General features: G+C 53.0%; 24 protein-coding genes. 5 read left to right on the forward strand and 19 right to left on the reverse strand.

Annotation, left to right across the window (positions count from 1 at the left end; genetic code table 11):
• Positions 1-577: 577 nt before the first annotated feature.
• The 5 genes from L6990_RS08055 to L6990_RS08075 form a co-directional block, all read right to left on the reverse strand.
• The gene (locus L6990_RS08055) at positions 578-979 is read right to left on the reverse strand and encodes a cytochrome c oxidase subunit 4 (protein WP_237203603.1); all 402 of its coding nucleotides are present in this window, start codon (positions 977-979) and stop codon (positions 578-580) included.
• Between the two features lie 10 nt (positions 980-989).
• The gene (ctaD, locus tag L6990_RS08060; protein WP_237203604.1) at positions 990-2,693 is read right to left on the reverse strand and encodes an aa3-type cytochrome oxidase subunit I; all 1,704 of its coding nucleotides are present in this window, start codon (positions 2,691-2,693) and stop codon (positions 990-992) included.
• 10 nt (positions 2,694-2,703) lie between these two features.
• Positions 2,704-3,573: an aa3-type cytochrome oxidase subunit II gene (gene ctaC / locus L6990_RS08065; RefSeq protein ID WP_237203606.1), complete on the reverse strand. Its 870-nt coding sequence runs from the start codon at positions 3,571-3,573 to the stop codon at positions 2,704-2,706.
• A 232-nt stretch (positions 3,574-3,805) separates the two neighbouring features.
• A complete protein-coding gene (locus L6990_RS08070) occupies positions 3,806-4,162 on the reverse strand; it encodes a HesB/IscA family protein (protein ID WP_237203607.1) in 357 nt (118 codons plus the stop codon).
• Between the two features lie 94 nt (positions 4,163-4,256).
• Positions 4,257-5,642, reverse strand: a complete 1,386-nt coding sequence (locus tag L6990_RS08075; RefSeq protein ID WP_237203608.1) for a dipeptidase — start codon at positions 5,640-5,642, stop codon at positions 4,257-4,259.
• Between the two features lie 21 nt (positions 5,643-5,663).
• Between L6990_RS08075 and L6990_RS08080 the strand changes: the two genes are divergently transcribed.
• Positions 5,664-6,311, forward strand: a complete 648-nt coding sequence (locus L6990_RS08080) for a DUF3043 domain-containing protein (protein WP_272879277.1) — start codon at positions 5,664-5,666, stop codon at positions 6,309-6,311.
• Between the two features lie 67 nt (positions 6,312-6,378).
• On the opposite strand, the gene L6990_RS08085 is transcribed toward L6990_RS08080, so the two are convergent.
• The 12 genes from L6990_RS08085 to hrcA form a co-directional block, all read right to left on the reverse strand.
• Positions 6,379-7,470 (reverse strand): quinone-dependent dihydroorotate dehydrogenase, encoded by a 1,092-nt coding sequence (locus L6990_RS08085; protein ID WP_237203610.1) that lies wholly within the window; start codon positions 7,468-7,470, stop codon positions 6,379-6,381.
• 53 nt (positions 7,471-7,523) lie between these two features.
• A complete protein-coding gene (locus L6990_RS08090; protein ID WP_237203611.1) occupies positions 7,524-8,303 on the reverse strand; it encodes an isoprenyl transferase in 780 nt (259 codons plus the stop codon).
• 6 nt (positions 8,304-8,309) lie between these two features.
• Positions 8,310-9,080 carry a DNA repair protein RecO gene (recO, locus tag L6990_RS08095; RefSeq protein ID WP_237203612.1) on the reverse strand — a complete coding sequence of 257 codons (771 nt, stop codon included), beginning with the start codon at positions 9,078-9,080 and terminating at the stop codon, positions 8,310-8,312.
• A gap of 98 nt (positions 9,081-9,178) precedes the next feature.
• Positions 9,179-10,918 carry a 2-isopropylmalate synthase gene (gene leuA / locus L6990_RS08100; protein ID WP_237203613.1) on the reverse strand — a complete coding sequence of 580 codons (1,740 nt, stop codon included), beginning with the start codon at positions 10,916-10,918 and terminating at the stop codon, positions 9,179-9,181.
• 213 nt (positions 10,919-11,131) lie between these two features.
• Positions 11,132-12,541 (reverse strand): LCP family protein, encoded by a 1,410-nt coding sequence (locus L6990_RS08105; RefSeq protein WP_237203614.1) that lies wholly within the window; start codon positions 12,539-12,541, stop codon positions 11,132-11,134.
• Positions 12,542-12,703: 162 nt separating this feature from the next.
• Positions 12,704-13,792: a GTPase Era gene (locus L6990_RS08110; protein WP_237203615.1), complete on the reverse strand. Its 1,089-nt coding sequence runs from the start codon at positions 13,790-13,792 to the stop codon at positions 12,704-12,706.
• Positions 13,793-13,985: 193 nt separating this feature from the next.
• Complete coding sequence (locus L6990_RS08115; RefSeq protein WP_237203616.1) at positions 13,986-15,281, reverse strand: hemolysin family protein; 1,296 nt, start codon at positions 15,279-15,281, stop codon at positions 13,986-13,988.
• Positions 15,282-15,284: 3 nt separating this feature from the next.
• The gene (ybeY, locus tag L6990_RS08120) at positions 15,285-15,791 is read right to left on the reverse strand and encodes an rRNA maturation RNase YbeY (RefSeq protein ID WP_237203617.1); all 507 of its coding nucleotides are present in this window, start codon (positions 15,789-15,791) and stop codon (positions 15,285-15,287) included.
• A complete protein-coding gene (locus L6990_RS08125) occupies positions 15,791-16,882 on the reverse strand; it encodes a PhoH family protein (RefSeq protein ID WP_237203618.1) in 1,092 nt (363 codons plus the stop codon). Before L6990_RS08125 ends, ybeY begins: the two co-directional genes overlap by 1 nt.
• 112 nt (positions 16,883-16,994) lie before the next feature.
• Positions 16,995-17,756: a 16S rRNA (uracil(1498)-N(3))-methyltransferase gene (locus L6990_RS08130; RefSeq protein ID WP_237203619.1), complete on the reverse strand. Its 762-nt coding sequence runs from the start codon at positions 17,754-17,756 to the stop codon at positions 16,995-16,997.
• Positions 17,757-17,761: 5 nt separating this feature from the next.
• Entirely contained in the window at positions 17,762-18,892 is a 1,131-nt protein-coding gene (dnaJ, locus tag L6990_RS08135) for a molecular chaperone DnaJ (RefSeq protein WP_237203620.1), read from the reverse strand.
• 64 nt (positions 18,893-18,956) lie between these two features.
• Entirely contained in the window at positions 18,957-19,949 is a 993-nt protein-coding gene (gene hrcA / locus L6990_RS08140; protein ID WP_237203621.1) for a heat-inducible transcriptional repressor HrcA, read from the reverse strand.
• A gap of 149 nt (positions 19,950-20,098) precedes the next feature.
• On the opposite strand from hrcA, the gene L6990_RS08145 reads away from it, so the two are divergent.
• A complete protein-coding gene (locus L6990_RS08145; RefSeq protein WP_237203622.1) occupies positions 20,099-20,950 on the forward strand; it encodes a DUF3097 family protein in 852 nt (283 codons plus the stop codon).
• Positions 20,951-21,099: 149 nt separating this feature from the next.
• Positions 21,100-21,516 carry a DUF4870 domain-containing protein gene (locus tag L6990_RS08150; protein ID WP_237203623.1) on the forward strand — a complete coding sequence of 139 codons (417 nt, stop codon included), beginning with the start codon at positions 21,100-21,102 and terminating at the stop codon, positions 21,514-21,516.
• Between the two features lie 88 nt (positions 21,517-21,604).
• Here L6990_RS08150 and hemW read toward each other — a convergent pair whose 3' ends face one another.
• Positions 21,605-22,849 (reverse strand): radical SAM family heme chaperone HemW, encoded by a 1,245-nt coding sequence (gene hemW / locus L6990_RS08155; protein ID WP_237203624.1) that lies wholly within the window; start codon positions 22,847-22,849, stop codon positions 21,605-21,607.
• Entirely contained in the window at positions 22,849-24,705 is a 1,857-nt protein-coding gene (gene lepA / locus L6990_RS08160) for a translation elongation factor 4 (RefSeq protein ID WP_237203625.1), read from the reverse strand. Before lepA ends, hemW begins: the two co-directional genes overlap by 1 nt.
• 202 nt (positions 24,706-24,907) lie before the next feature.
• On the opposite strand from lepA, the gene L6990_RS08165 reads away from it, so the two are divergent.
• Positions 24,908-25,591 (forward strand): type II toxin-antitoxin system PemK/MazF family toxin, encoded by a 684-nt coding sequence (locus tag L6990_RS08165; RefSeq protein ID WP_237203626.1) that lies wholly within the window; start codon positions 24,908-24,910, stop codon positions 25,589-25,591.
• 191 nt (positions 25,592-25,782) lie between these two features.
• Positions 25,783-26,046, forward strand: a complete 264-nt coding sequence (gene rpsT, locus L6990_RS08170; protein WP_237203627.1) for a 30S ribosomal protein S20 — start codon at positions 25,783-25,785, stop codon at positions 26,044-26,046.
• Positions 26,047-26,087 lie beyond the last annotated feature (41 nt).

A 26,087-nucleotide genomic window follows, 5' to 3' on the forward strand; every position in this document is an offset into this window, starting at 1 on the left:
CCTGAGCTGTCCTGAGCTGTCCTGAGCTGTCCTGAGCTGTCCTGAGCTGTCCTGAGCTGTCCTGAGCTGTCCTGAGCTGTCCTGAGCTGTCCTGAGCTGTCCTGAGCTGTCCTGAGCTGTCCTGAGCGATGATATGTAGTACCTCAGCAACTATCTATCGCCCAGCAACCCCCGATGGCGCGCAAAAAAACGAACACCACGCAGAAATGAGGAGCCGTAGAAGAAGGATATACATCGCAGACTGTGAGAACTAGCCCTGGGCCCACTGAGGGTTACTAATGATGAATTCTAGATAATTCTTATCAAGCGATTATCAATGCCTGGCTCTACGTATTTGCGCAAGATTCTACACAACCGCCATCACCATATGAATTACACGCCCGATGTGCGGGAGACTGAGAAACTTAACTCCACGGTTTCTTGAATCAAACTACTGCAGCTGTGTTTACAGCGATGAACAGGCTGAAGGCTTAATGAACCTCTTAGGTGAAATTCGTGATGGTTATTTTCAGGCACAAAAAAGTTGGTGCCCGGAACCTTTCAGAACCGGACACCAACCTGTTAGTTGTTTATGAAACTAGTGAGCGTGATCGCCGCTGTTGTATTCATAAACCCAACCGATAACTGCAACCGCTGCAACGGGCAGTGATAGCAGGAATACCCACCAGCCGAGTGCTAGACCGATGACGGCGATAGAGCAGGCTACGCCAATCAACAGGGGCCACCAAGACCATGGTGAATAGAAACCGTAATCGCCAGCAGCATGTGAGATTTCGCCATCGAGGTCTTCGTAGGGCATATCTGGATGCTTCTTGTCAGTGAAGGACAGGAAGTACCAGAGGAAAAGGCACATCGCAGCGGTGGCCAGCAATGCTGGGAAACCAGCCCATTCCTCAAAGTGAGTCATGAACCCGTAGACGATACCAACCGGAATCAGGAACACACCGATGAGACCAAAAGTTTTTGCAAGAAGTTTCATACCATGTCCCCTATCGTGCGCTTACCTGGCGAGCAGCCGCAGCGACGTCGTTGTTGGTTGACAGCTCCGGATGGTGCAAGTCAAGTGCAGGACGCTCTGAGCGGATGCGGGGAAGAGCCGTGAAATTATGGCGGGGAGGAGGGCAAGAGGTAGCCCATTCCAGAGAACCGCCAAAGCCCCAAGGATCATCAACATCAACAGTCTTAGTTGAACGGTAAGTGGTGTATACGTTCCAGAACCAGGGAATCATCGAGATTGCGAGAATCATAGAGCCCAAAGTTGAGAGCTGGTTCATCCAGGTGAATCCGTCTTCAGGCATGTAGTCGGCGTAACGACGTGGCATACCATCCACACCTACCCAGTGCTGGACCAGGAAGGTCATGTGGAAGCCAACGAACAGCAACCAGAAATGGATTTTACCGATTCGTTCGTTCAGCATCTTACCGGTGAACTTAGGCCACCAGAAGTAGAGTGCGCCGAACATACCGAACACCAAGGTACCGAAAATAACGTAGTGGAAGTGTGCAACCACGAAGTAGGAATCGGATAGGTGGAAGTCAAGCGGAGGAGTTGCAAGGATAACGCCGGTGATGCCGCCGAACAGGAAGGTAATGAGGAAGCCGAAGATCCACAACATGGGGGTTTCGAAAGTGATCGAGCCCTGCCACATAGTACCGATCCAGTTGAAGAACTTAACACCGGTAGGAATACCAATAAGCATCGTCATGAACGAGAAGAAAGGAAGCATTACTGCACCAGTGACGTACATGTGATGCGCCCATACGGTTACTGATAGTGCAGCAATCGCGATGGTAGCGAAAATCAGACCCTTGTAGCCGAAAATCGGCTTACGGGAGAAGACCGGAATAATTTCGGAAACGATACCAAAGAAGGGTAGTGCCAGAACGTACACCTCAGGGTGACCAAAGAACCAGAAGAGGTGCTGCCACAGGATGGCTCCACCGTTTTCAGGATCGAAGATGTGACCACCAAGGCGGCGATCCATGCCCAGTGCGAACAGAGCTGATGCCAGGGGCGGGAAGATCATGATGATCAGAATTGCGGTGATCAGAGTGGTCCAGGTAAAGACGGACATACGCCACATCGTCATACCGGGGGCACGCATGCAGAGGATGGTGGTCAGGAAGTTGACGCCACCCATGATGGTGCCGAAGCCCTGCAGAGCAAGACCGAAGATCCACAGATCGCCACCAACGCTGGGGCTATAGGTGGTGCTGTTCAGCGGTGCGTAGGCGAACCAGCCAAATGATGCAGCGCCCTGAGGGGTAATGAACCCGGCAATAGCGATCAAGGATCCAAAAAGGAAGAACCAGAAAGCTAGTGAGTTCAAGCGTGGGAAAGCAACGTCAGGGGCACCAATTTGAAGAGGGACGATGACGTTAGCAAAACCAACAAAAAGCGGGGTACCGAACATGAGAAGCATGAGAGTACCGTGCATGGTAAACAGCTGGTTGAACTGTTCCTTGGTTTCAAGAATCTGCATACCAGGGGTGAAAAGCTCTAGACGCATAATCAGAGCCATAACACCGGCAAAGCAGAAGAAAATGAAAGAAGCGATCAGGTACATGTACCCGATGGTCTTGTGGTCGGTGGAAGTGAGCCAATTGACGATAATTCGCCCTTTAGACTTGGGTACCACCCGCGGAACAACACTGCCGTTAGTTGTGTCCGCTGAATACTCAAGAGTAGTCACGGGTTACCTCTTAATTGTTGGTGTTCTGGTTGGGATTGCGGTTGTATTCATCACCGAGACGTCCGGTATTACCTTCATCTTCGAGTGACTGAATGTAAGCGTCGTACTCGTCCTGGGGAACAACCTTGACGTTGAAGAGCATCTCAGAATGGTATTCACCGCAGAGCTCTGCGCATTTGCCAGCGTAAGTGGCAGCTTCATCACCAGTGGTGAAATACATGTGATTAGTCATACCGGGAATGGTGTCGCGCTTTTCGAGGAACGCGGGTACCCAGAATGAGTGGATTACATCGCGAGACTTCAACTGGATATCTACAGTCGAGTTGGTGGGCAGGTAGAGCGTGGGAAGGGTCTCTTCAACGCCCTCTTCACCAGTGGTGCTGAGACGTGCCTGAACACCGGAGAAGTAGACATCTTCGTTAATGTAGTTGAAGTCCCAAGCCCACTGCTTACCGTAAACCTCGACGGTAACATCGGCGTTGTCAGCCTTGGGTACAGTAATCTCTCGCTCAGCTCGGTCTGAGAAGCTGAAGAGGCTGACAATCATGATAATGGGAATCATGGTGTAGAAAATTTCCAGAGGAGCATGGTAGCTCACCTGGCGAGGGTAACCGGTTTCGTACTTGCGACGACGGTAGGCGATGATGCACCAGAGCATAAGGCCCCAGGCAACGAGGCCCACGGCCAATGCAGCTACCCACGAACCAATCCAAAGGTCCATGATGGTATCTGCGTTATCGGTTACACCACGCTTGGTAGGCAACCAGCCAACCTTTGCCTGTTCTGAACAACCGGTCATTAGCAGTGCAGAAACTGCTGTAGCTGAGGCGATTGCCTTGCTCTTCAGCCCCTTGCTGCCGGTTCGATGCTGCGAACTCACAGACGGCCCTTCCTGTAGCGATGTGCGTGTTACCTAGGTGCTGTGTGTGGACAGCATTAATCTAGGTATGAATCTTTCAATACGAGCTTACCTGTAAATGGGTAATTACGGTGAGAACCTGTCAACTAATAGACGTGTCATTACAAAAGTATTTCATGAGAGCCAGGCTAAAAATTTAGGGTCAGCGTGTGCGAAAGCACACGCTGACCCCCATCGTCTTTGCCAGCAGTGGTTAGCTAAACGAATCACCACATGCACATGACCCCTGAGCATTGGGGTTATCGATTGAGAAACCCTGCTTTTGAATGGTGTCTTCAAAGTCAATGGTGGACCCATCGAGGTAGGGGACGCTCATGCGATCAACGATTACCTCAACACCGTCAAAGTCACGGATAGCGTCACCCTCCAGCACACGCTCATCGAAGTAGAGCTGGTAAATCAGACCCGAGCAACCGCCGGGCTGTACAGCAATACGCAGGCGTAAGTCGGTACGACCCTCCTGTTCGAGCAAGGCTCGAACTTTTGCTGCAGCAACGTCAGTGAGGTTTACTCCGTGGGTTGATACGTTATCGAGAACAGTCTCTGACATCGATTTTCCTTTCAAGAGGTGTTATTCAGCATCTAGTTTACGCTTTTAAAACTTTGGACGCGAGGTGGCGTTAGTCTACAGCGAGGGCACTCCCCTAGCTCTTTTCGGCTAGCATCAGAGCTTCAGCGAGAATAGCTTTTTTGAAGTCAGGTATGTAGAGGGACTCATTCGCACTGTGGGCTCTTGTGTCAGGATCCTCAATACCAGTAATTAGTATCTGCGCGTCCGGGTACTGGCTGGTTAGGGTAGCTATGAATGGGATTGAGCCGCCCATGCCAGTAGTTACAGGTTCTACTCCCCATGCCTGAGAGAAGGCGGCTAAGGCTAGCTGCGCTCCCTCCCCAGAAGTGTCAGCGGAGTAAGGCTGACCTGAATCTTCGGCTTGGTAAATAACTTCAGCCCCAAAGTCATTGCGGGCTTCAAAATGACGCGCTAGGGCACTGTGCGCGTCTTCGGGATCCTGGCCTGGAGCTAGGCGCACGCTAATACGAGCCTTAGACGTTGCAGCAATGGTGTTGGAGGATTCAGATACCGAAGTAATATCCATGCCAATTACTGATATGGCAGGCTGTGCCCAGAGCCTGGAAGATATCGAGCCCTCACCAGCCAAGTCCATGCTGTCTAGGATTCCGGAGTCGGCTCGGAAATTACACTCATCATATTCAACTTTGGGTTGAGGTGAAGTGATTAGACCTTCAACCGCAACTTTACCTTTATCATCATGAAGTGTTGATAACAGTTTGATGAGCACAGTATGGGCATCGAGTAAAGGCCCACCGAACATCCCGGAATGAACCGAGTGGTCGCTAACCTTCACTGATATATCACCGCTGGCTACACCCCTGAGGCTTGTGGTTAGAGCTGGTACACCAGTTCGCCAATTGGCTGAGTCAGCCACGATAATGTAGTCAGCCGCTAACTTATGTTTGTATTGTGACAAAAAATTATCAAAACTGGGTGAACCCGCCTCTTCTTCACCCTCTATAAACAGGGTGACACCTACTTTAAAGGAGTCGCCCAAGACTGCCCTTGCTGCAGAAAAAGCTGCTAGGTGGGCGATAACTCCAGCTTTATCATCAGCAGCTCCACGACCATAAAGTCTGTCACCAACCTGGGTCGCAGTAAATGGGTCTGTCTTCCATAGCGTTAGGTCCCCTGCGGGCTGGACGTCGTGGTGTGCGTACAGCAAGAAGGTTGGGTAACCTGGGCTCGCCTCTTTGCGAGCTACTACAGCGGGCATGCCCATCTTGCCTCCCGCGTACTCAGCACTCAGTATTTCTGCCGACTCAAACCCAGCATCTAGCGCAAGTTCACGAACTTTCTGGGCGCTATCGGTGACCTTTGAGAGATCGAAAGACTCCCAGGCCACAGAAGGAATTGCGACTAACTCAACTAGCTTAGCCAGTTCCGCGTCGAACTGCTCTTCTACGAGATTTGCCAACTGATCCTTGTGCTCAAATTTAAAATTATGCGTTGTCATACATCTCAGAATACGCGTCAAATGTATTTAAAGGCACGAAATCGTTATCCTTTAAAGGTGTTTGGTCGTAAAAATAAATCAGCAGAAACTGAAAGTCAGCAGTCCGCGGGATCTGTCAGGGTTGAAAGTGCAGAACCTCATCTGTCTGATCCTAAGTACACCCCTCCCAAGGGCCGCCCTACCCCCTCTCGAAAAGAAAGAGAGGCCGCACGCAAGTCGCCTCTCGTGCCGGTAGATAGAAAGGCGGCTAAAGAAGCCGAAAAAGCAGCAAATCGCGAATTCCGCATCAAGCAGCAGCAAGCTATGCAGACCGGCGATGAACGTTATCTTCCAGTCAACGATCGCGGCCCGCAGCGCCGCTACATTCGGGATTTCGTAGATGCAAGATTTAATGTGGGCGATGTACTTCTTCCCGTCATTTTGCTAACCTTCATCGTCGGCCTTTTCACCAGAGCCTTTCAGGAATACAGCATTTTGGTCATGTGGGCCTTCATCCTGCTGTGGTTTCTTGATTTCTGGCTTCTATGGCGCAAGCTCAAGCCAAGGATTATCGCAAAGTTTGGTGCTGTAGAACCCCGTTCAGGTTTCTACGCCTTTAACCGGTCAATGATGATTCGTAGATTCCGTCTACCCAAGCCTCAGGTTGCTCGCGGTCAGTACCCCAACTAAACTCAAGCTCTTATCAATGAACTGGGGCCGGAACTTCTTTATAGAAGTTCCGGCCCCCGTTTACCGACTACTTACTATTTTTCCGCAGAGCAAGAAGTTCTCTGTTAATACGAGCTGCCCATAGCGGGCCTTCGTAAAGGAAAGCGGTATAGCCCTGCACTAGCTGAGCTCCTGCATCCAACCTTTCCTGTACATCCTTGGCTGTAGCTACGCCGCCTACTGAAATCAGTGAAAGCTGATCTCCCACCTCAGACTTAAGGATGCTGAGAACTTCTAGTGAGCGGCTCCTTAGCGGCTCCCCCGATAGACCGCCAGCACCGATGTCAGTAATTGTAGCGGTGTCAGAAGTTAGGCCCATACCATCTCGGGCTATGGTGGTGTTGGTGGCAATGATGCCATCCAGCCCTAATCGGACAGCCATACGAGCAATCTCAACGATATCTTGATCAGCCAAATCGGGTGCTATCTTGGCCGCCAATGGAACCCGCCGTCCTACAACTACTCTGTCTGCCTCAGCTCTTACAGCCTCAAGTAGAGGTTCAAGAGTTTCAATAGCCTGAAGGTCCCTCAGACCTGGGGTATTGGGTGAGCTAACATTTACCACCAGGTAATCTGCCTGGGGTGCCAATACACGTGTGCTCACCAAGTAGTCTTCAACGGCATCTTCAAGGTCTACAAGTTTGGTTTTTCCAATATTGACGCCAATAAGGGGGCGCAGTTTGCCTTTGTACTCACTCTGTAAATCAGCTCGTGCCGCTGCGACTCGCGGCCCAGCTTCAGCTGCTCCCCCGTTATTAAATCCCATGCGATTGATGACAGCTTTATCATCAACCAAACGAAAAAGACGAGGCTTAGGGTTGCCTGGCTGTGCCTGCCCGGTTAGCGTACCAATTTCGATATGGCCAAAACCGAGGTTGCCGAGCGCCGAGATAGCATAGCCACCCTTATCGAAACCTGCAGCTATACCAAAAGGCGAAGGGAAAGTCAGCCCCATAGCCTCAGTTTTCAATGACGGATGAGGCGCAAAAAGCAGACGTTCACCAATTTTGGAAATACCGGTCTTGCGGAGGGTTTGCACACCCCACATGCCAACATGGTGGGCCCTTTCGGCATCCATGGGTTTGAAAATCGTATTGAACAGGGTTGGGTATAACCTCACGGTCATTCCCCTTTCAGCCGCGGTAAAAACTACCAGTTGTATAAAAATCTAAATTAGCTAGAGGCAACCTGGTCGATAGCGCCACCGTATCTGCGATCTCGGCGTGCATACTGTTCGACGGCGTCCCACAGAACAGTTCGGTCAACATCTGGCCACAGGACATTCATAAAGACCATTTCGGCGTAAGCACTCTGCCAGAGGAGGAAGTTAGAGAATCGTTGCTCCCCCGAAGTCCGTAGAAATAGATCTACATCGGGAAGGTCAGGTTCATCAAGATACCGTTGGAAGGTCTTTTCTGTAACATGTTTTGGTTTTAGTTTGCCGTCAGCGACGTCCTGGGCAATCAAGGCCGCAGCATCGGCGATTTCAGCACGGCCTCCGTAGTTAACGCACATGGTGAGAGTGCAAACAGTATTATTCTTTGTCTCAGCTTCGCACTTCTCGAGTAGAGTAATGACAGATTTCCACAGTTTAGGGCGTCGGCCCGCCCACCTAATACGAACGCCCCACGACTTAAGGGTCTCTAGCTGCCGCTCTAGCACCTCTGACGAAAAACGCATCAAAAAGGCGACCTCATCTGGTGATCGTTTCCAATTTTCTGTTGAAAAAGCGTAAGCCGAGATGTAAGGGATACCCATCTCAATCGCTCCAGCTACCACATCGAGAAGTGCTGCCTCACCGGCACGATGCCCTTCATTACGAGGCAACCCCCGTTCGTTTGCCCACCTACCGTTACCATCCATCACTACAGCAACGTGCTGAGGAACAAACTTACGTGGAATGGACGGCGCAGTAGCACCACTGGGGTGTGGATTAGGCAGAAGGTGGGACATAGGAGACTAGCTTTCCGTTTCTAAAATTGCGAGCGTTTTCAGTGGTCGCTCTAGATGCCACTGAGCATACTCCATCATAAGCCGTGAAGATCTGACAGAAAGGGAAGGAGTAGTTGCTAGTGCCCTAACGGTCTCCCAATCACCGGCTTTTAGGGCTGTTAGATATGAGGGGGTTTCTTCTGAGATAGGTGTGACACGTTGTACCAAGTTACGCCGCCCGCAGTTCTGACACAGTACCCCGACCTCAGCCGAGAAGTAGGCAAGATCATCGAGAGATGCACATATACCGCAGGCAGAAGTTGCTAAATCCCACCCTGCTAAAGAAAAAGAGCGGGCGGTGTAAGAATCAAGGATTCTGTAGGGAGAATGGGATCGGTGAGCCAGCGCAGAAAGTGCTCCTGCCAGCAGCGAGAATTGACCCACACTAGCATCTTGGTCGTTCTGCACCAGCTGTTCAGCTAACTCGCAAAGAACAGCCGCAACGGTAAACACACCGTAATCAGCAGCAATAGGGGCAGCGTAGGCCCTTCTCGTTACTACCTGAGAGATGGTTGCTAATTTTTTTCCGCTGGAGGCCGAAAACTCCACCAGCATAAAGGGCTCGAGGCGGGCACCGAATTTGGAAGAGCTGCGTCTTACCCCTTTAGCCACCGCATGAACGATGCCGTGCTCCCGGGTACACAAAACAATGATACGATCGGTCTCCCCCAGATCTTGTGTGCGCAAAACAATAGCGCTATCACGAAAGGACTTATTCGTTGATAGCGCTGAACTCACACTCATATTCTTTCATACCCTGTACACTCTGTCAGTTACAGAGAGTAAAGAAATCGGCGGGGCTGAACCTCCAAGGGGCTAGCCCCGCCACGGCAAACTTATTCTGAGTCTCTGATCGCTCGGTTGACCGCCGAAATCATCGCCTTCAATGATGCGCGGGTAGTAGATGAGTCAATCCCAATGCCCCATAGAACTCTGCTTCCAACGGCGGCTTCGATGTAGGACGCTGCCTGCGCATTGGCACTTGAAGCGAGGGTGTGCTCAGAGTAGTCCAGGACACGAATGTCTACTCCCTCCTTGGAGAGGATAGACTGCAGAGCCTCAATGGGACCGCTGCCTCTGCCGACTCGCTCATAGCGATGACCGTCAATGACCAGACCAGCACGCATCGTAGTGGCACCGTGCTCTTCAGAATCAATCGACAGGGACTCAATGCGGTACTTGCCCCAGCGGTTCTCAACATCGGTGCTGGGCAGGTACTCATCAGCAAAGATGTTCCACAAGACCGGGCTTGAAACCTCACCGCCCTGCGAGTCAGTTCGCGCCTGGACAATGGCAGAAAATTCCTGCTGCGCTCGTTTGGGAAGGTCCAATCCGAAATCCTTCTTCAGCAGGTAGGCGACGCCGCCCTTACCCGATTGTGAGTTCACACGGATAACTGCTTCATAGGTGCGCCCCAGATCCTTGGGGTCAATGGGCAGGTAGGGAACTGACCACACCATGTCATCAATATCTTTGCCTGCAGCCTGGGCGTCTTTCTCCATACGCTCGAAACCCTTTTTAATAGCGTCCTGGTGAGAACCGGAGAAAGCCGTAAAGACTAAGTCGCCGCCGTACGGTGAACGCTCATGAACCGGTAGCTGGTTACAGTACTCAACGGTAGAACGAATCTCATCAATATTGGAGAAATCGATTTCCGGGTTCACGCCCTGAGTGTAAAGGTTCAGACCCAGGGTTACCAGGTCTACGTTGCCGGTGCGCTCGCCATTACCGAAAAGGCAACCCTCGATACGGTCTGCCCCCGCCATGTAGCCCAGCTCTGCAGCGGCTACACCGGTGCCTCGGTCATTGTGCGGGTGCAGGGAAAGAACGACGTGTTCACGGTTGGTCAAATTGCGGCTAACCCATTCAACAGAATCAGCGTATACATTGGGGGTTGCCATCTCGACGGTTGCCGGCAGGTTGATGATAACCTCCCGGCCCTCACCAATGCCCAGTTCGTCGGTGACAGCGTTGCATACCTTGACAGCAAATTCGAGTTCTGTGCCGGTGAAAGATTCCGGAGAGTATTCATAGGTGATTTTGGTATCAGAAACCATCTGCTCTTCAAACTTCTTGCACAGACGAGCACCGGTCAGAGCGATGTCCAAAATACCGTCCTGGTCCTGGTTAAAGACAACGCGTCTTTGCAGAACAGAGGTTGAGTTATAGAAGTGCACAATAGCTCTGGGGGCACCTTCAATTGCCTCAAAGGTCTTCTGAATCAGGTGTTCACGGCATTGCACCAGCACCTGAATGGTGACATCAGCGGGGATGTGCCCCTCTTCAATGAGGGTGCGCACAAAATTAAAATCGGTTGCAGAAGCTGAGGGAAAACCCACCTCAATTTCTTTGTAGCCCATCTTAACCAGCAGCTTGAACATGGCGAGTTTGCGCTCTGTGTCCATGGGGTCTATCAGAGCCTGGTTGCCGTCACGCAAATCTACCGCGCACCAGCGAGGTGCTGTAGTAATAGTTTTGTTTGGCCAGGAACGATCTGGAAGTGATACCTGAATCTGCTGATCAAAAGGGACGTACTTGTGAACTGGCATAGGAGCCGGCTGCTGGAAATTTTTCATGAGGTGTACTTTCAGCGTGAGATTTATAGTTCTAAGAAACAGGAACAAACCCGCAGCGCAGCATGACCTGTGTAACCGCGCTACGGCAAATAAGCATTTCCATATGCATCTCACTCATGTGTTCAAGGTATCACGCGTTTTTTAGCCACCGGTAGTAAGGGCACACTATTTCCACTATATGAAAAGCTCCCGCTGTAGCGGGAGCTTTTACATTTAGTAGCCGAAGGACTGCTGGCAGGTGACCTGATCAGCGGTCTGCCCGGTGGCACCGGAAGCTATATCAGTCTCTTGAGATTCGATCTTGTCATGCTCTGCCAAGTCTGAGCCAACGACTACCTCAATCCCAATGTACTGATCAGAAGGGGTGAGGGTAGTAATTCCAAAGATATCTGCGACAGCCTGTGCTTCAGCCTCAAAACCGTAGGGGTAAACGATGGATGAGGTTGCATACTCGACAGCGTTTTCATTAACAGTGGTCTGCTTGAAGCCGCGATCCTCGATAGCCGATGCAAGAGCAGAACCTCTATCATCCACCCCTGAGCCGTTGGAGACGGAAACGGAGACAGCATAGTTTAGCGGATCAACGTCCTCTTCTGCCGTTTCATCTGTGGCAGCCGGCTCGCTTGGCGGCTCAACCAGACTCTCGTCCTTCTGCAGTTTCGTGAAGAAAGCTTCAGATTCGGTGGATAATTGCAGTTTATTGTCATCTAGGACGTAGGGTTCGTGAGGAACCGTTGCAAAAACAACCTTGCTGAGGTCAACTGTTGAGAAAATCGACCCCACGCTGACCAGCGTAGATAGATCGGTCATCCCCTTATCAACCGTAACGTTCTGGGTCACAGCTTCGGCCATACGGTAGAGCATGCCCGGGTTAGAAAGAGTGCCCTCCGACTGAACCTTGCGTAGCAGGGAAGATAAAAAGCTTTGCTGTGCTCTAATACGGGCGGTATCGCTGCCATCTCCAAAGCCGTGACGTGACCGAAGGAAAGCTAGTGCCTGCTCGCCTTCAACGTCGGAAGTTCCAGCCTTCAATTTCAAACCACTGTAGGTGTCATCAATATCTTCGGTGACGCATACCTGGACTCCACCAACAACGCTGGACAGTGCTTTAACAGCGTTGAAATCAACCAGCATAAAGTGATCAATTTCTACACCGGTGATGTTGCTGATGGTAGCGACGGTGCAGCCCGGGCCACCGCGCTCAAGTGACTCGTTAATCTGTGTATCTTCGCTGGCGGCGTATACCTGGCCCGTCTCAGCGTCGGTGCACTTGGGGATATCTACCATCAAATCGCGAGGGAAAGACACCACATTAACCATCTGGCGGTCCTCACTGACCTGAAGCAGCATCATCACATCTGAACGGGCCCCCGACTCTGCATCAGCCTCATCACCGTAAGCAGCGTTATTACCCGAGCGGGTATCGGAGCCAATGACCAAAATATCGAGTGAACCACTCGCCAGATTGCCGACTAACTCCCCCACATCCATCTCAGCGGTGTGAACGTTAGAGCGCAACCTGGCCAGAGCAAAGCCACCCAGCCCTAACACTAAAAGCAACATAGCTATGCAACCGAAGGCAAGCCACTTCAAACGCTGAGACTTCTGGGGCTGAAGTAGCATGTGGCGCCCATGTGTAGCTGTTGAAGGCTGAGGGGAAGAGCCTGAAAAGGCCATTCATAAACTCCGTTTCATAGATACCGACGATAAGCACCGTGGTTCAAGGTAATGCTTAAAAATACCCACAAATTCTTATGGTTCTTAGCTCAAAAGCTGAAAGGAAGCCTAAAAGCCTAACTTGCCCAGAGCCTTGGGGTCCTTCTGCCAGTCCTTAGCAACCTTTACATGAATCGATAGGAACACCTTGGTGCCCAGCAAAGCCTCGATATTCTTGCGTGCCGTCTGACCAATTTCTTTCAGGCGTGCACCCTGCTTGCCGATAATAATTCCCTTCTGAGAATCACGCTCAACGAACAAGTTAATGTGGATATCCAAGAGCGGGTTTTCCTCGCGGCGACCCTCCCTGAATTCCATCTCCTCGACGGTCACTGCAACCGAATGCGGTAGCTCGTGTGTGACGCCTTCCAAGGCAGCTTCACGAACCAGCTCGGCAATGAGAGTGGCCTCAGGCTCATCGGTCAATTCACCGGTGGGGTACAGAGGAGGCGAATCAGGCAGATGTGTGGAAAGCAATTTAGCCACTTCTTCAACCTGGTAGCCATTGACTGCAGATACAGGAATGATATCGGCCCAGCCGCCGCGTCCGTCGTTCACTACGCTGCTGGCAGGCTCGCCCTTAGCCCCAGCCCGAGAAGCAGCCGGGCCACTTCCCTTACGGAAGGGCATTTCTTCGCCCTTTTTCTTGCGCTCTTGCCGATCGCGTCGCTGTTTGCGAGCTGCTCGCTCCGCGCTCATAATCTCATCACCCAGAGCAGAAACCTCAATGAGCTGCTCGGTCAGCTGTTCGTGGCTCACCTTATCTGCTTTGGTAACAATCGCTACGATGGGCTTGTTTCCAGAGGCAGCAAGCTGTTGAGCGATATAGCGATCACCCGGTCCGATCTTCTCATCAGCCGGAATGCAGAAACCAATGACATCAACTTCAGACAGCGTTTCAGCTACGAGATCGTTGAGACGTTCTCCCAGCAGAGTACGCGGCCGGTGCAGACCGGGAGTATCAACCAGCACCAGCTGAAAATCATCGCGGTGCACGATACCGCGAATGGTATGACGGGTGGTTTGTGGGCGATTTGAAGTAATAGCAACTTTCTGCCCCACCAGCGCATTAGTCAAGGTTGACTTGCCGGCGTTAGGGCGCCCAACCAGCACCGCAAAGCCAGCCGAATAGTCATCGGGAAAAGCTGCAAAATCCACTCAAAAACTCCAAGTGTTGGTCTCAATAAAAACTACAGACCACTTTACAACCTTTTACCTGTGCCCCTTTGAGTTTGTGCTGTAAGTCGGTTCCACTGCGGTAGAAGTCTCCTCACTGCTCCTCTATTGATGCACCAATAAACAAGCCGCCCCTCCACCCCGGGGGATGGAAAGGGCGGCTTTGCAGGGGTGCCTACTGATCAACAGGCTGTTCACTCGCTTCAACGGTGACAGGGGGCTCTGCCCAGACTTCTAGGGTGCCAATCTTATTACGGCGACCGCGGGCACCAATTGCCTTGATATGGATGCCCTCCACGACGACTTCACTACCAATAATAGGTACTCGTCCCAGGTGCTTAGAGAGCAACCCTCCCACCGTCTCGACGTCTTCATCTTCGAGGTCAACACCAAAGGTCTCCCCCAGTTCTTCCACCCCTAGACGGGAGCTGATACGGAAGGTGCCGTCTTCCTGCATCACTACTTCTGGTTTCTCGTTGTCGTACTCATCGGCAATATCACCAACAAGCTCTTCAATCAGATCCTCAAGAGTAACCAGCCCTGAGGTGCCCCCGTATTCATCAACAACCACCGCAACATGCGTTGACTCCCTCTGCATTTGCTTGAGCAAGTCCATCACCCGCTTGGTTTCAGGCTCAAAACGGGCCGGGCGCATCAGCGAAGCGATACTAAGAGCGGAAGCTTTACCAGTGACTCCTCGATAACCCTCGATGGTGTCTTTCAGATAAAGGACGCCCCGCACATCGTCAAAAGAGTCACCCAAGACCGGCATGCGAGAGTACCCTGAGCGCAAGAAAAGATTGAGGGCATCATCTAAGCTCTCCTCGAGGTCGATAGTGACCATATCTGCGCGAGGAACCATCACCGAGCGGATGCGGGTTTCATCCAACTCAAAGATTGACTGCACCATCTCAGCTTCATCGTCCTCAATAGCTTCAGAGGACGATGCCCGGTCAACGAATTCGAGAATTTCATCCTCGGTAAAGATACCGGTGACCCGGCCTGAGTCTTTGGGGCTAAACTTGCGCGACAGCGCTGTCAGCAAAGATGAGAAAGGGCGCGTCAGAACACCCAGGGCATAGGTTAGACCCGCCATGGTTTTAAAAACCTGAACGTGCTTTGTGCGACCCACTAAACGTGGAGCCACCCCGAAGAAGGCAAAAATCAGGACAGTCATTACCAGTAGGGTCAGCACCACGCTGATCCAGGTACGGTGAAATATCTCGGAAACCAAGAGATAAAAGCAGATTACTGCCGCAGTTTCCGCTAAAACCCGCCAGATGCGTAAGGAACGGAAGTAAGGTTCAGGGTCAGCAAGAATTGCCCGGACGCTCTCTTTACCGGACTCATCCGCTAACTCCTCCGCAACGGCCCTGGGCAGGTAGGTATAAGAAGACTCCATAGCGGTGAAAAGATAACCGATGAGAACTAAAACCAGTACACCGTTAGTGAGAAAGAAGACGGAAAGCACGGGTTAGTGCCTCGTTTCAACGGGAGCAGGGCGGCCCAGAAAGTCTTCAAGAATAGTCCGCTGGATACCAAACATCTCAGCTTCCTCTTCCTTCGTGGCGTGGTCGTAGCCCAGGCAGTGCAGGATGCCGTGGGTGGTGAGCAAGCACAGCTCATCAAGAGTCGAATGACCGGCTTCTTTGCCCTGAGCAGCAGCTACCGGTGGGCAGAGCACGATATCACCCAGTACGCCAGTTGCCGGCTGGTCCGGTGTACCGGGTGTTAGCTCGTCCATAGGAAAGGACATCACATCGGTTGGGCCGGGCAAATCCATCCACTCTAGGTGGATACGCTCCATTTCAGATTCCCCCACGACGCTGATTGAAAGCTCAGTCTCTGCAGAAACATTCAGATGAGCGAAAGCATGAGCTACCAAACGCTCAATGGCGTCTGTATCAACCTCAGCAAAAGACCGACGAACGGTTTCAGAAGCGTCCTCGCCGGCGTCCTCGATATCAAATTCAATGCTCATTAGTGGTCCTTAGATACTTCAATACCGGATTTTTCGAGTAGCTTCTCAGCAGCAGCTTCAATGGTTTGGCGCTTGACCTTGCGGGTTTTACGGCGATCGATATTAGATTTCGTTTCGTCCCAGCGATCGTAGGCACTCACGATATCTGACACGAGCGAGTGACGGACCACGTCCTCAGCCTGCAGCAAAGAAAAGTTAATATCCTCGACTCCCTCAAGAATCTGGCGAATTTGCTTAAGACCAGAAGCATGGCCACCGGGAAGATCAATCTGAGTGACGTCGCCGGTAATCACCATTTTGGAGCCAAAACCCAGGCGCGTGAGGAACATCTTCATCTGCTCAACAGTTGTATTCTGAGCTTCATCCAAGACAATGAAGGCATCATTGAGGGTTCGGCCACGCATATAGGCAAGGGGCGCTACCTCAATGGTTCCAGCCTCCATGAGACGCGGGATAGACTCCGGATCCATCATGTCGTGAAGCGCATCGTAGAGCGGGCGCAGGTAGGGGTCGATCTTCTCGTGGAGAGAGCCGGGCAAGAAACCTAGTCGCTCCCCTGCCTCTACCGCGGGGCGGGTCAGAATAATTCGGTTGACCTCTTTAGCCTGCAATGCTTGAACAGCTTTTGCCATAGCAAGGTAGGTTTTACCGGTACCAGCCGGGCCAATACCGAAAATAACGGTATTGGCGTCAATGGCATCAACGTAGCTTTTTTGGTTGATGGTCTTGGGGCGGATGTTCTTGCCCCGTGAACTCAGAATGTTATGGCTAATGGCCGCAGCTGGATGCGCCAACGTGGCTGTCATCATGCCCATAATGCGAGTGACCACTTCGGTGGTAACCTGGGTGTCATTTTGAACAAGCTGGACCAGCTCACCCAACAACCGCACGGTGGTCCCTACGGTTTCAGAAGGGCCGGTGACCACAACATCTAACCCCTTAGGGCGGATGGAGAGACCCGGAAAAGCCTGTTCAATCAGGGTGATGTTGCCATCGTGGGGGCCAAGGACGGCTACCATCTCTTCAGCTGAGCGGAAAGAAAAAGTTCGAGCAACGGTCAGTGGGCGGTGCGTAGCAGATGCAGTAGTCATAGGTGACCTCGCAGGTCTTTCAGAGCTCCTTGGCAATAGCAGAGTGGGTAAAAACTACTTTACCGAGTGCGGGCAGCAGGAGGTAGAAGTTTTGCGGTCAGTGATATTACGGCTACCAGCGGCCCAGCGCGACGTTGAGGGTTGAGATAGCAGCAGCCCCCGCGGTGGAACTACGTAGAACCTCATCGCCCAAGAGTACGACTCTGGCTCCAGCAGATTTTAAGAGATCGAGTTCTCGTGGGCTGACTCCCCCTTCGGGACCCACTAAGAAGTAAATCTCTTCAATAGCGTCGGTCAGGCTAACTGAAAGTTCTTGGGTGAGTCGACCCTCAGCCTGCTCGTGAAGAACCAGGAAGAGAGCGGTTTCGCCGAGTTCCTGGGCTAATTTGGCAAGGTCAGCGCTGCTGTGCTGCTCATAAACCTGCGGGATGGTAGCTCGCCTGGACTGCTTTGCCGCAGCCCGTACGGTGTTCTGCCACTTGGCATGAGCCTTAGCGGCGCGTTCCATCTTCCACCGCACAATAGAGCGATCAGCATTCCACGGCACAATGCCATGTGCGCCCAGCTCCGTGGCCATTTCTATGGCCTGGATGTCACGGTCCCCCTTGGCAAGAGCCTGCACCAGGTAGATGGCAACCTGCTCCGACTGCTCGGTGAGCAGGTTAATGCCAACCCTGACACCAGCATCTAGGATTTCAAGAACTGACCCGGTAGCGCGTCGTCCTGCACCATCTGCTAAATCAATGCCCTCGCCGACCAAAGCCCGCTTCACATTCTTAGCATGGTGCCCTTCATCGCCCGTCAGGTCAAAGGTGCTACCTTCTTCCAAGAGATCAAATTCGGGGGTGCTAATGTAGTAGACCGCGTTTGTCATAGGGATTACTTCAGATGATCTTTCAGTCGGGAGAAAAATCCCCCGGAGTTCTTATTTGAAAGCGTTTCACTGACCTTGAGGTCTTCACCGCGGGACTCAGAGAACTGCAACAGAAGGTTCTTCTGTTCCTCGGTCAAGCGGGTGGGAGTGCGCACCTCAATCTGTACACGGATGTCGCCCCTACCGCCACCGCGCAGACGGGTCACGCCCAGTTCTTTGAGAGTGATGATATCGCCAGACTGGGTACCGGCCGGTACGTTAACCTCCTGAACCCCATCGAAGGTCTCCAGCGTAACGGTGGTTCCCAGAGCGGCAGCAGTCATGGGCACACCCAGTGTTGCTACCAGGTCATCACCGTCGCGGACGAACACAGGGTGAGATGCTACTCGCAGCTCAACGTAGAGATCCCCGTTGGGGCCCCCCGCAGTTCCCGCTTCACCCTGACCAGCCAGACGAATGCGGGCACCGTTAGTAACACCTGCAGGAATTTTGATGGTGAGCGGCTTGCGCTCGCGCACACGGCCCTCACCGTAGCACTCAGCACAGGGATTCTTGATGACGGTGCCAAAACCACGGCAGGACGGGCACTCAACCGGCTGGACGACAGTACCCAGAATAGATTGAACCTGGCGTTGCATGTAACCCTGACCGTGGCAGGTTGAACAGGTCTCAGGGTGAGTGCCTTCTGCAGTGCCTTCACCCTCGCAGCGCCCACAGGTGACCGCTGTATCAACAGTGATGGGCTTATTAACGCCGAAGACAGCGTCCTGCAAGTCAATTTTCACGTTGATCAGGGCGTCCTGGCCCTGACGCATGCGGCTCTGCGGGCCGCTGGGGCCAGAGTTGAAGAAGGTATCAAAAATATCCTGGAAGCCACCAAAGCCACCACCGAAACCACCCGCACCGCCAAAGCCCCCGGCAGAACCGTTTTCGTTACCGGTCTGGTCGTAGATACGACGCTTTTCAGGGTCGGAGAGCACATCATGAGCTAGCGAAACCCGCTTGAACTGCTCTGCAGCCTCTTCCGAAGGGTTAATGTCAGGGTGCAACTGACGAGCCTTCTTGCGATAAGCCTTCTTAATGTCTTCTGCGGACGCATCTTTGGACACACCCAAAGTTTCGTAGTGACTGCTCACTGATTCCTCTTTCTAGAGTAGGTTCACACAAAATATACCGAACGAGGCGCTAAAAGGCAGTTGCCTAGGACTCGCTCAAAATCTTTGACAGGTAACGCGCCACAGCGTTGACCTTTGAAATAGTCATGGAGTAGTCCATTCGGGTTGGCCCTACCACTCCTAAGGCAGCTGCTTCATCTGGGCCATAACCGCGAGCAATGACCGCTGCCTCTGACAGCGAATCTTCCGGGTTCTCTTGACCGATACTGACAGCAAAACCCTGTTCGTTCCGGTCGATGCCGGCCAAGAGTTTGAGAAGAACTACCTGTTCTTCTAGAGCGTCGAGCACCGGCGCAATGCTGCGGCTAAAGTCTACGGCTCCCTCAGCTAGGTAAGCGGTACCTGACACCAGTAAACGGGTGGGGTCTCCCTGACTGCCCATTGCTTGAAGCGCAGCCCAGAGGGGGCTGACCCCGGGGGCATCATGTAGTGCGGGCTGAAGCTCAGTCAGCAGATGCAACGGCTCGCCCTCGCACTGTTGGTTCAGTACTCTGCGCCAAAATGACAGTTGTTCTTCGGTGTGCAAAGCTGCCACATTGCGTTGAAGGATCTGACCGGTGCTGGTAATCAGCACCATCAGAATCATGGCGCTTGAAAGTGGTACCAGCTCAATATGCCGGACCGTCACCGTTTTTTTACGCGGGTACTGAACAAGCGCAACCTGCTGTGTAAGATGCGACAGCAGACGGGCGCTACGCCCCATCATCTCGTCGATGTCCTCGGCGCTATCCAGAAGTGTTTGTATAGCTCGTTTCTCAGCAGAACTTAGCGGCTGAACCTGCGCTACGCGGTCTACAAAAACCCGATAGCCCTGGTCCGTCGGAACCCGTCCCGCGCTAGCATGAGGAGCCCTGATAAGCCCCGCTTCTTCGAGTGCTGCCATGTCGTTGCGCACCGTGGCACTTGAGACCCCCAGATTGTGCCGCTCAATGAGAGCTTTAGAACCCACCGGCTCACGCAGGTGCACATAATCTTCAACAATTGCCTGTAGAACCTGCAGGCGACGAGGGTGATCCATATGCACCTCCTGGGCTAAAACAAAGCTTCATATCTGGCACTCTCAGCTTGAGAGTGCTAACACCGCTTAACTCTAATACCCCCTGGGATAGAATCAGAATTCGGTACGCTCATGGCTAAGGTGGGCAGGCGCACGCAGAAAGGCAGCTAGTGGATTACAGAGACAGTTGGGGGTCAGCTGACCTCACTAACCACCGAGTCGCAGAACCCAAAAAAATTGCTGTCAAACCTGGTCTCCTCCTAGAGGACGTGCAAAGTGGCTGGGTGGGAGCCGTCGTCTCGTTAGAAACCATCGGCGGCATGCGTGTTATCGGTCTAGAAGACCGATACGGGAAGGTCAAAAAATTTCCGCTAGGCCCAGGTTTTCTCTACGAAGGGCAGCCGGTCAGCGCCGTCGTCCCTGCCCGCAAACCGCAACAAACGAAGCCGCAAATCTCTCGATCAGGCTCCCGCGCCCTTGAAAACGCCCCATCTCGCACCGCACGTGCCTCCCGCATCTGGGTGGAAGGCACCCACGATGCTGAGCTGGTGGAAAAAGTATGGGGTCACGATCTCAGAGTAGAAGGAATCGTTGTAGAACCCCTACACGGCGTGGATGACCTCGCTGCTGCCATAGCGGCCTTCGGCCCTGCACCGCACCGCAAACTGGGTATCCTGGTTGATCACCTGGTGGAAGGCAGCAAAGAAAGCAGAATCGTTGCACAGGCTCTACAAGCTCCCGGTGCACGCGAAAATGTCACCATCGCCGGTCACCCTTTTGTAGACATCTGGCAGGCCGTCAAACCAGGTGTTGTAGGCATCGATGCCTGGCCTCACATTCCACGCTCAGAAGAGTGGAAAAAAGGCATACTACGGCGCTTCGGGTGGCCCCACGAAACCCAAGCAGATATTGCCACTGGCTGGAAGACTATCCTTTCGAAAGTCGAAACCTATACGGATTTAGAACCAGCCCTTCTCGGCCCCGTGGAGCAACTCATCGACTTTGTCACCTTAGAACCCTAGCCGTATGTGACAAACATCGTGGCCAAGACAGCAAAAATGCCTGTCACCGGTATGTTCTCTACACCAAATTTTCACTAGAATGGTCAAAGCGCAAGACCCACCCTGTCTTCTGCCACCACCCGTTCGCACCACACTCAAAGAGAAAATTTTTGAAGACTGCAACCTCTCCCTCAGCAAACGCTTACAAGGGCTCACCGGCTACCGCCTCGCATCTTTCAGTAGCGGCTGACCGAAACATTGCAACCACCGCTCACTTTGGAGGCGTCATCGGGTGCATCCCTTCGGCCGTCATCTACTACCTCTACCGCGGCCGTGGCCCCTTTACCGAACAAGAATCAAGAGAAGCACTAGATTTCACTCTGTTGCCCACCCTCGTCATCGCTGTATCAATCATTCTCAGCGGTGTGCCCGGTATCGGTTGGTTCTTTGGGCTCTTGGCAGCTCTCACCTGGACCTTCCTCGCGGTTTCATCGCTGATTGCCGGTATCAAGGTAACTCGCGGTAACCCTTACCAGTACCGCTTTAACACCCAGCTTTTTACCCGCATTTTGAACCGTAAAAAATAAGGGTAGCCAATCAACAAAAGCGCTGCCGGGCACTGAACCAGTGCCGGGCATCGCTTTTTAAAAGACCGAGTAAGGGGTCTAGCCAGATTTATAGGTCTGGTAAGAGTTCGCGGGTTACCGCATCTCCCAGTAACCTTCCCTGGAGCGTCAGTCGCACCCTACCCTCTGCTCTAGCTTGTGGCTCAATCAGCCCTTGCGCTTGAAGCCAGTCCAGGGAGCTCTCAATGTCTTGAGTAGATCGGCTACCTTCAAGTTTGCTGATATCTAGCCCATCAATCACGCGAACCTGCAGCATGATGTCTTCGAACTGGCGAGTGCCAGCGGCCAGAACCTCTCGTGCAGCTGCCGGACTGAGACCCTCCCTCACCTTGTGGGCATAGGGAACCGGGTGCTTCAGGTTCCACCAACGCGTGCCGTTGATGTGTGAGTGAGCACCTGGACCAATGCCCCACCAATCCTGATTGCGCCAGTAGGCGTAGTTATGCCGACTGCGGGTAGCTTCGGCCGTCGAATAATTGGATACTTCATACCAGCGGTAGCCACCAGCGCTAAAGATCTCTTCGGAGGCCAGATACATATCTGCCATGAGATCATCGTTAGGCATCAGGTAGTCACCGCGGCGAATCTGGGCAGCAAGTTTGGTGCCTTCCTCAACGATGAGTGAGTAGGCAGATATATGATCCGGTCGATAGCTCACCGCGGCTTGCGCAGATTCTCGCCACTGCTCAAGGGTCTCCCCAGGAGTTCCGTAAATGAGGTCAACTGACACCTGCAGACCAGCTTCTTTCGCCCACTGCACCACTTTGGGCACGTTGGCGGGTGCATGGGTACGGTCAAGAACCTTCAGAACCGAGGGAACAACAGACTGCATACCAAAAGAAACGCGGGTAAAACCACCAGCTTTGAGCTCGAAGAGGTCATCTCTGGTCACTGAGTCAGGGTTGGCTTCAGTGGTAACCTCTGCGCCATCCTGCAATCCGAATAATTCAACGGCTGACCGCAGAATGGTGACTAGGTCAGCTGCCGGAAGTTTGGTAGGCGTGCCACCCCCAAAGAAAACCGAATAGAGGGGGCGGTCTGGCACCCCTGACTCCCGCAGAACCCGCTGCGCGAACTCAAGCTCCGCCACAGCGTCCTGAGCATAAGAGCCGAGACCGACGCCGTTGCCAAAATCATCGTTAGCGTAGGTATTGAAATCACAGTAGCCGCAGCGCACCGAGCAGAAGGGTACGTGGACATAGAGGCTGAAATCGCGCTCGTTACATCGAACGGCAGAATCCGCGGGGATCCTGCCGTCCAAGGGGGCCGGAGCGCCTAAAGGCTGAGCCGGCATTATTTTTTCCCTTTATCCTTCGACTCTTCACCGGAGGATAACGCAGCGATGAAGGCTTCCTGCGGAACCTCCACACGGCCCACCATCTTCATACGCTTCTTGCCTTCCTTCTGCTTCTCCAGCAACTTACGCTTACGCGAAATATCGCCACCGTAACACTTAGAAAGCACGTCCTTACGCATAGCGCGGATATTCTCGCGGGCAATAATACGAGAACCAATCGCTGCCTGGATGGGTACCTCGAACTGCTGACGAGGGATCAGCTCACGCAGCTTACCGGTCATCATCATGCCGTAGGAGTAAGCCTTATCGCGGTGGGTGATAGCACTAAAAGCATCGACCTTCTCACCCTGCAGAAGAATATCTACCTTGACCAGGTCAGCTTCCTCTTCGCCGTCAAACTTCCAGTCCAGTGAGGCATAGCCGCGAGTCTTAGACTTGAGCTGATCGAAAAAGTCGAACACAATCTCGGCCAGGGGCAGACGGTAGCGAAGCTCAACACGGTCCTGAGACAGGTAGTCCATGCCGCCCATGGTGCCGCGACGTGACTGGCAAAGCTCCATAATGGCACCCACAAATTCGTTGGGAGCGATGATGGTGCAGGCAACCATGGGTTCCCTGATGGTGGCAACCTTACCCTCGGGGAACTCACTGGGGTTGGTCACCCGCTGCGAGGTCCCGTCCTCAGCCACCACGTCATAAATAACGTTGGGAGCAGTTGAAATGAGGTCCAGGTTAAACTCTCGTTCCAGGCGCTCGCGCACAATTTCAAGGTGGAGAAGACCCAGGAAGCCACAGCGGAAGCCAAAGCCCAAGGCCGCTGATGTCTCGGGCTCATATACCAGCGCAGCATCATTAAGCTGGAGCTTATCCAGGGCGTCTCGAAGAGCAGGGTAATCAGAACCATCAATGGGGAAGAGGCCGGAGAAGACCATGGGCTTGGGGTCCTCATAGCCACCCAGCTCCTCTGTAGCTGACTTCTGTGCCGAGGTGACAGTATCACCCACGCGGGACAGGCGGACATCCTTCACACCGGTGATGAGGTAGCCCACCTCACCCACCGCCAAACCATCGGTAGGTTTGGGCTCGGGTGAAATAACGCCAATCTCCAACAGCTCGTGTTCGGCGCCGGTCGACATCATCTTAATTTTTTGGCGGGGGCTGAGCTTACCGTCCACGACACGCACATAGGTCACCACGCCGCGGTAAGAATCGTAGACAGAGTCAAAAATCATGGAACGGGCAGGTGCCTCAGGTTCTCCCTGGGGTGCAGGCAGCAGCTCAACGATGCGGTTGAGAAGCTCCTCAACGCCTTCACCGGTCTTGCCTGAAACCCGCAGAACCTCATCAGGCTCAACCCCAATAAGGTTGGCAAGTTCTTCAGCATACTTTTCAGGCTGAGCAGCCGGTAGGTCAATCTTGTTGAGAACAGGAATGATAGCGAGATCATTTTCCATGGCCAGGTAGAGGTTAGCCAGGGTCTGAGCTTCGATTCCCTGGGCGGCGTCCACCAGCAGCAAAGCACCTTCGCAGGCTGCCAGAGAACGAGAGACCTCGTAGGTGAAGTCCACGTGACCCGGAGTATCAATCATATTGAGGGCGTAGTTAACCCCGTCTACCTCCCAGGGCATACGTACTGCCTGGGACTTGATGGTAATACCGCGCTCCCGCTCAATATCCATACGATCCAGATACTGCGCCTTCATCTCGCGCGGTGTCACAACCCCCGTTGCCTGAAGCATGCGGTCAGCCAGGGTGGACTTACCGTGGTCAATGTGCGCGATAATGCAGAAATTACGGATAATTTCTGGGTTGGTGGCCGCAGGTTTGGGCGGGTTAGTTGCCAGAGGTGACAAGCTGTGGTTCCTTTCACGGCTGGTTGCAACACGGTTGCGCGCATCTGGGGCGGACACCGGCGCGCAGAGAGTTGGTATAGGTCAGTTAACTAGTTTCCCACATCTAGGGTGACTTTGCACTTTCAACACTTGCCGAGGCAGCCACGAAGGACTCAGAGAGTTTTCAGGTTCTTGCGCGCCCTATTCGCCTATTCTTATAGGTATGAAGATCAACATGAGAACCATCCAACAGGCCCTCAATATTGGGCAAAGGGTCTACCGCGAATGGAACAAATACCAGAACAAGAAGGCGCGTGAAACAGCCAGGCAGCAGTCACGTTCCACCAACCAACCAGCCGGTTACGCCCCACCCAAAGAAGAGCAGGGTGGCAACTTTGGTAATTTTGGCGGCCAGCAGCAACCCCGCACCGCTCCCCCGGCAAATCCTTATTCACGGTCTAACCCCTATGCAACCACTGTCACTGCATCTGGCTCCGTCTCCGGTAGCTGGGAGGCTGGGGGTTACCCAGGGGACTACTTTGGCAGCCTATCTTTTGACTACACACCTGTGCAGGATGGCAAAGCTGACCCCGGTGAAGTGGTTTGGGCCTGGGTCCCCTTTGAAGAAGATTACCAGCAGGGTAAAGATCGCCCGGTTGTGATTGTTGGTCGTGAGGGAGACTACCTCTTGGCTCTCATGTTGACCAGCAAAGACCACAACAATGCGGTGAACAAGGCTTCCAACTACGTAGATATCGGTAGCGGAGTCTGGGACAAAGAAGGGCGCTCTTCAGAAGTGAAGCTGGACCGCGTCATCCGCCTGAATGCTGATGGAATTCGCCGCGAGGGCGCCATCATGCCCCGTGAAACCTTCGACCTCGTCGCCAACGCTTACCGTCAGCGGTAAACCAGAGCTCTAAATGTTGCCCGCATCTCTGCCCAAGATGCGGGTAAGCCTGTTAGAGTTAATCCTTGTGTGTCCGATGGTCATCGGGCACTGCTGTTCGATTGCCATAGGCATCCCCACGCCGCTCAGTCGATGATCGGACAGCGAAGCCCTCACCGACCAATTAGACAAAAACAGAAAGTTTTTACACCGTGGCTAACATTAAGTCTCAGAAGAAGCGCATCCTCACCAACGAAAAGGCTCGTCTGCGTAACAACGCAATCAAGTCCGACCTCAAGACCAGCCTACGCCGCGTCAACGAGGCAGTTGAGGCGCAGGACGTAGCAGCAGCAACCGATGCTCTGCGCACTGCAAGCCGCAAGCTTGACAAGGCTGTTTCAAAGGGTGTTCTTCACAAGAAGAACGCTGCAAACAAGAAGTCAGGCCTCGCAGCTCGCGTAAACAAGCTTTCCTAATTTTTCTCTGCCAGCCCCTCTAGCTGGCTGTCTATTTAGCG

This window comes from Rothia endophytica, from assembly GCF_928381505.1.
GTDB classification, from domain to species: Bacteria; Actinomycetota; Actinomycetes; order Actinomycetales; family Micrococcaceae; genus Rothia; species Rothia endophytica_A.

Excerpts from the sequence above, each read along its gene's own strand:
- L6990_RS08055 (WP_237203603.1), bottom strand. The coding sequence starts at position 979 with ATGAAACTTCTTGCAAAAACTTTTGGTCTCATCGGTGTGTTCCTGATT.
- L6990_RS08070 (WP_237203607.1), bottom strand. The coding sequence starts at position 4,162 with ATGTCAGAGACTGTTCTCGATAACGTATCAACCCACGGAGTAAACCTC.
- L6990_RS08075 (WP_237203608.1), bottom strand. The coding sequence starts at position 5,642 with ATGACAACGCATAATTTTAAATTTGAGCACAAGGATCAGTTGGCAAAT.
- L6990_RS08080 (WP_272879277.1), top strand. The coding sequence starts at position 5,664 with ATGTATTTAAAGGCACGAAATCGTTATCCTTTAAAGGTGTTTGGTCGT.
- L6990_RS08090 (WP_237203611.1), bottom strand. The coding sequence starts at position 8,303 with ATGTCCCACCTTCTGCCTAATCCACACCCCAGTGGTGCTACTGCGCCG.
- leuA (WP_237203613.1), bottom strand. The coding sequence starts at position 10,918 with ATGAAAAATTTCCAGCAGCCGGCTCCTATGCCAGTTCACAAGTACGTC.
- L6990_RS08105 (WP_237203614.1), bottom strand. The coding sequence starts at position 12,541 with ATGCTACTTCAGCCCCAGAAGTCTCAGCGTTTGAAGTGGCTTGCCTTC.
- ybeY (WP_237203617.1), bottom strand. The coding sequence starts at position 15,791 with ATGAGCATTGAATTTGATATCGAGGACGCCGGCGAGGACGCTTCTGAA.
- L6990_RS08125 (WP_237203618.1), bottom strand. The coding sequence starts at position 16,882 with ATGACTACTGCATCTGCTACGCACCGCCCACTGACCGTTGCTCGAACT.
- L6990_RS08130 (WP_237203619.1), bottom strand. The coding sequence starts at position 17,756 with ATGACAAACGCGGTCTACTACATTAGCACCCCCGAATTTGATCTCTTG.
- hrcA (WP_237203621.1), bottom strand. The coding sequence starts at position 19,949 with ATGGATCACCCTCGTCGCCTGCAGGTTCTACAGGCAATTGTTGAAGAT.
- hemW (WP_237203624.1), bottom strand. The coding sequence starts at position 22,849 with ATGCCGGCTCAGCCTTTAGGCGCTCCGGCCCCCTTGGACGGCAGGATC.
- L6990_RS08165 (WP_237203626.1), top strand. The coding sequence starts at position 24,908 with ATGAAGATCAACATGAGAACCATCCAACAGGCCCTCAATATTGGGCAA.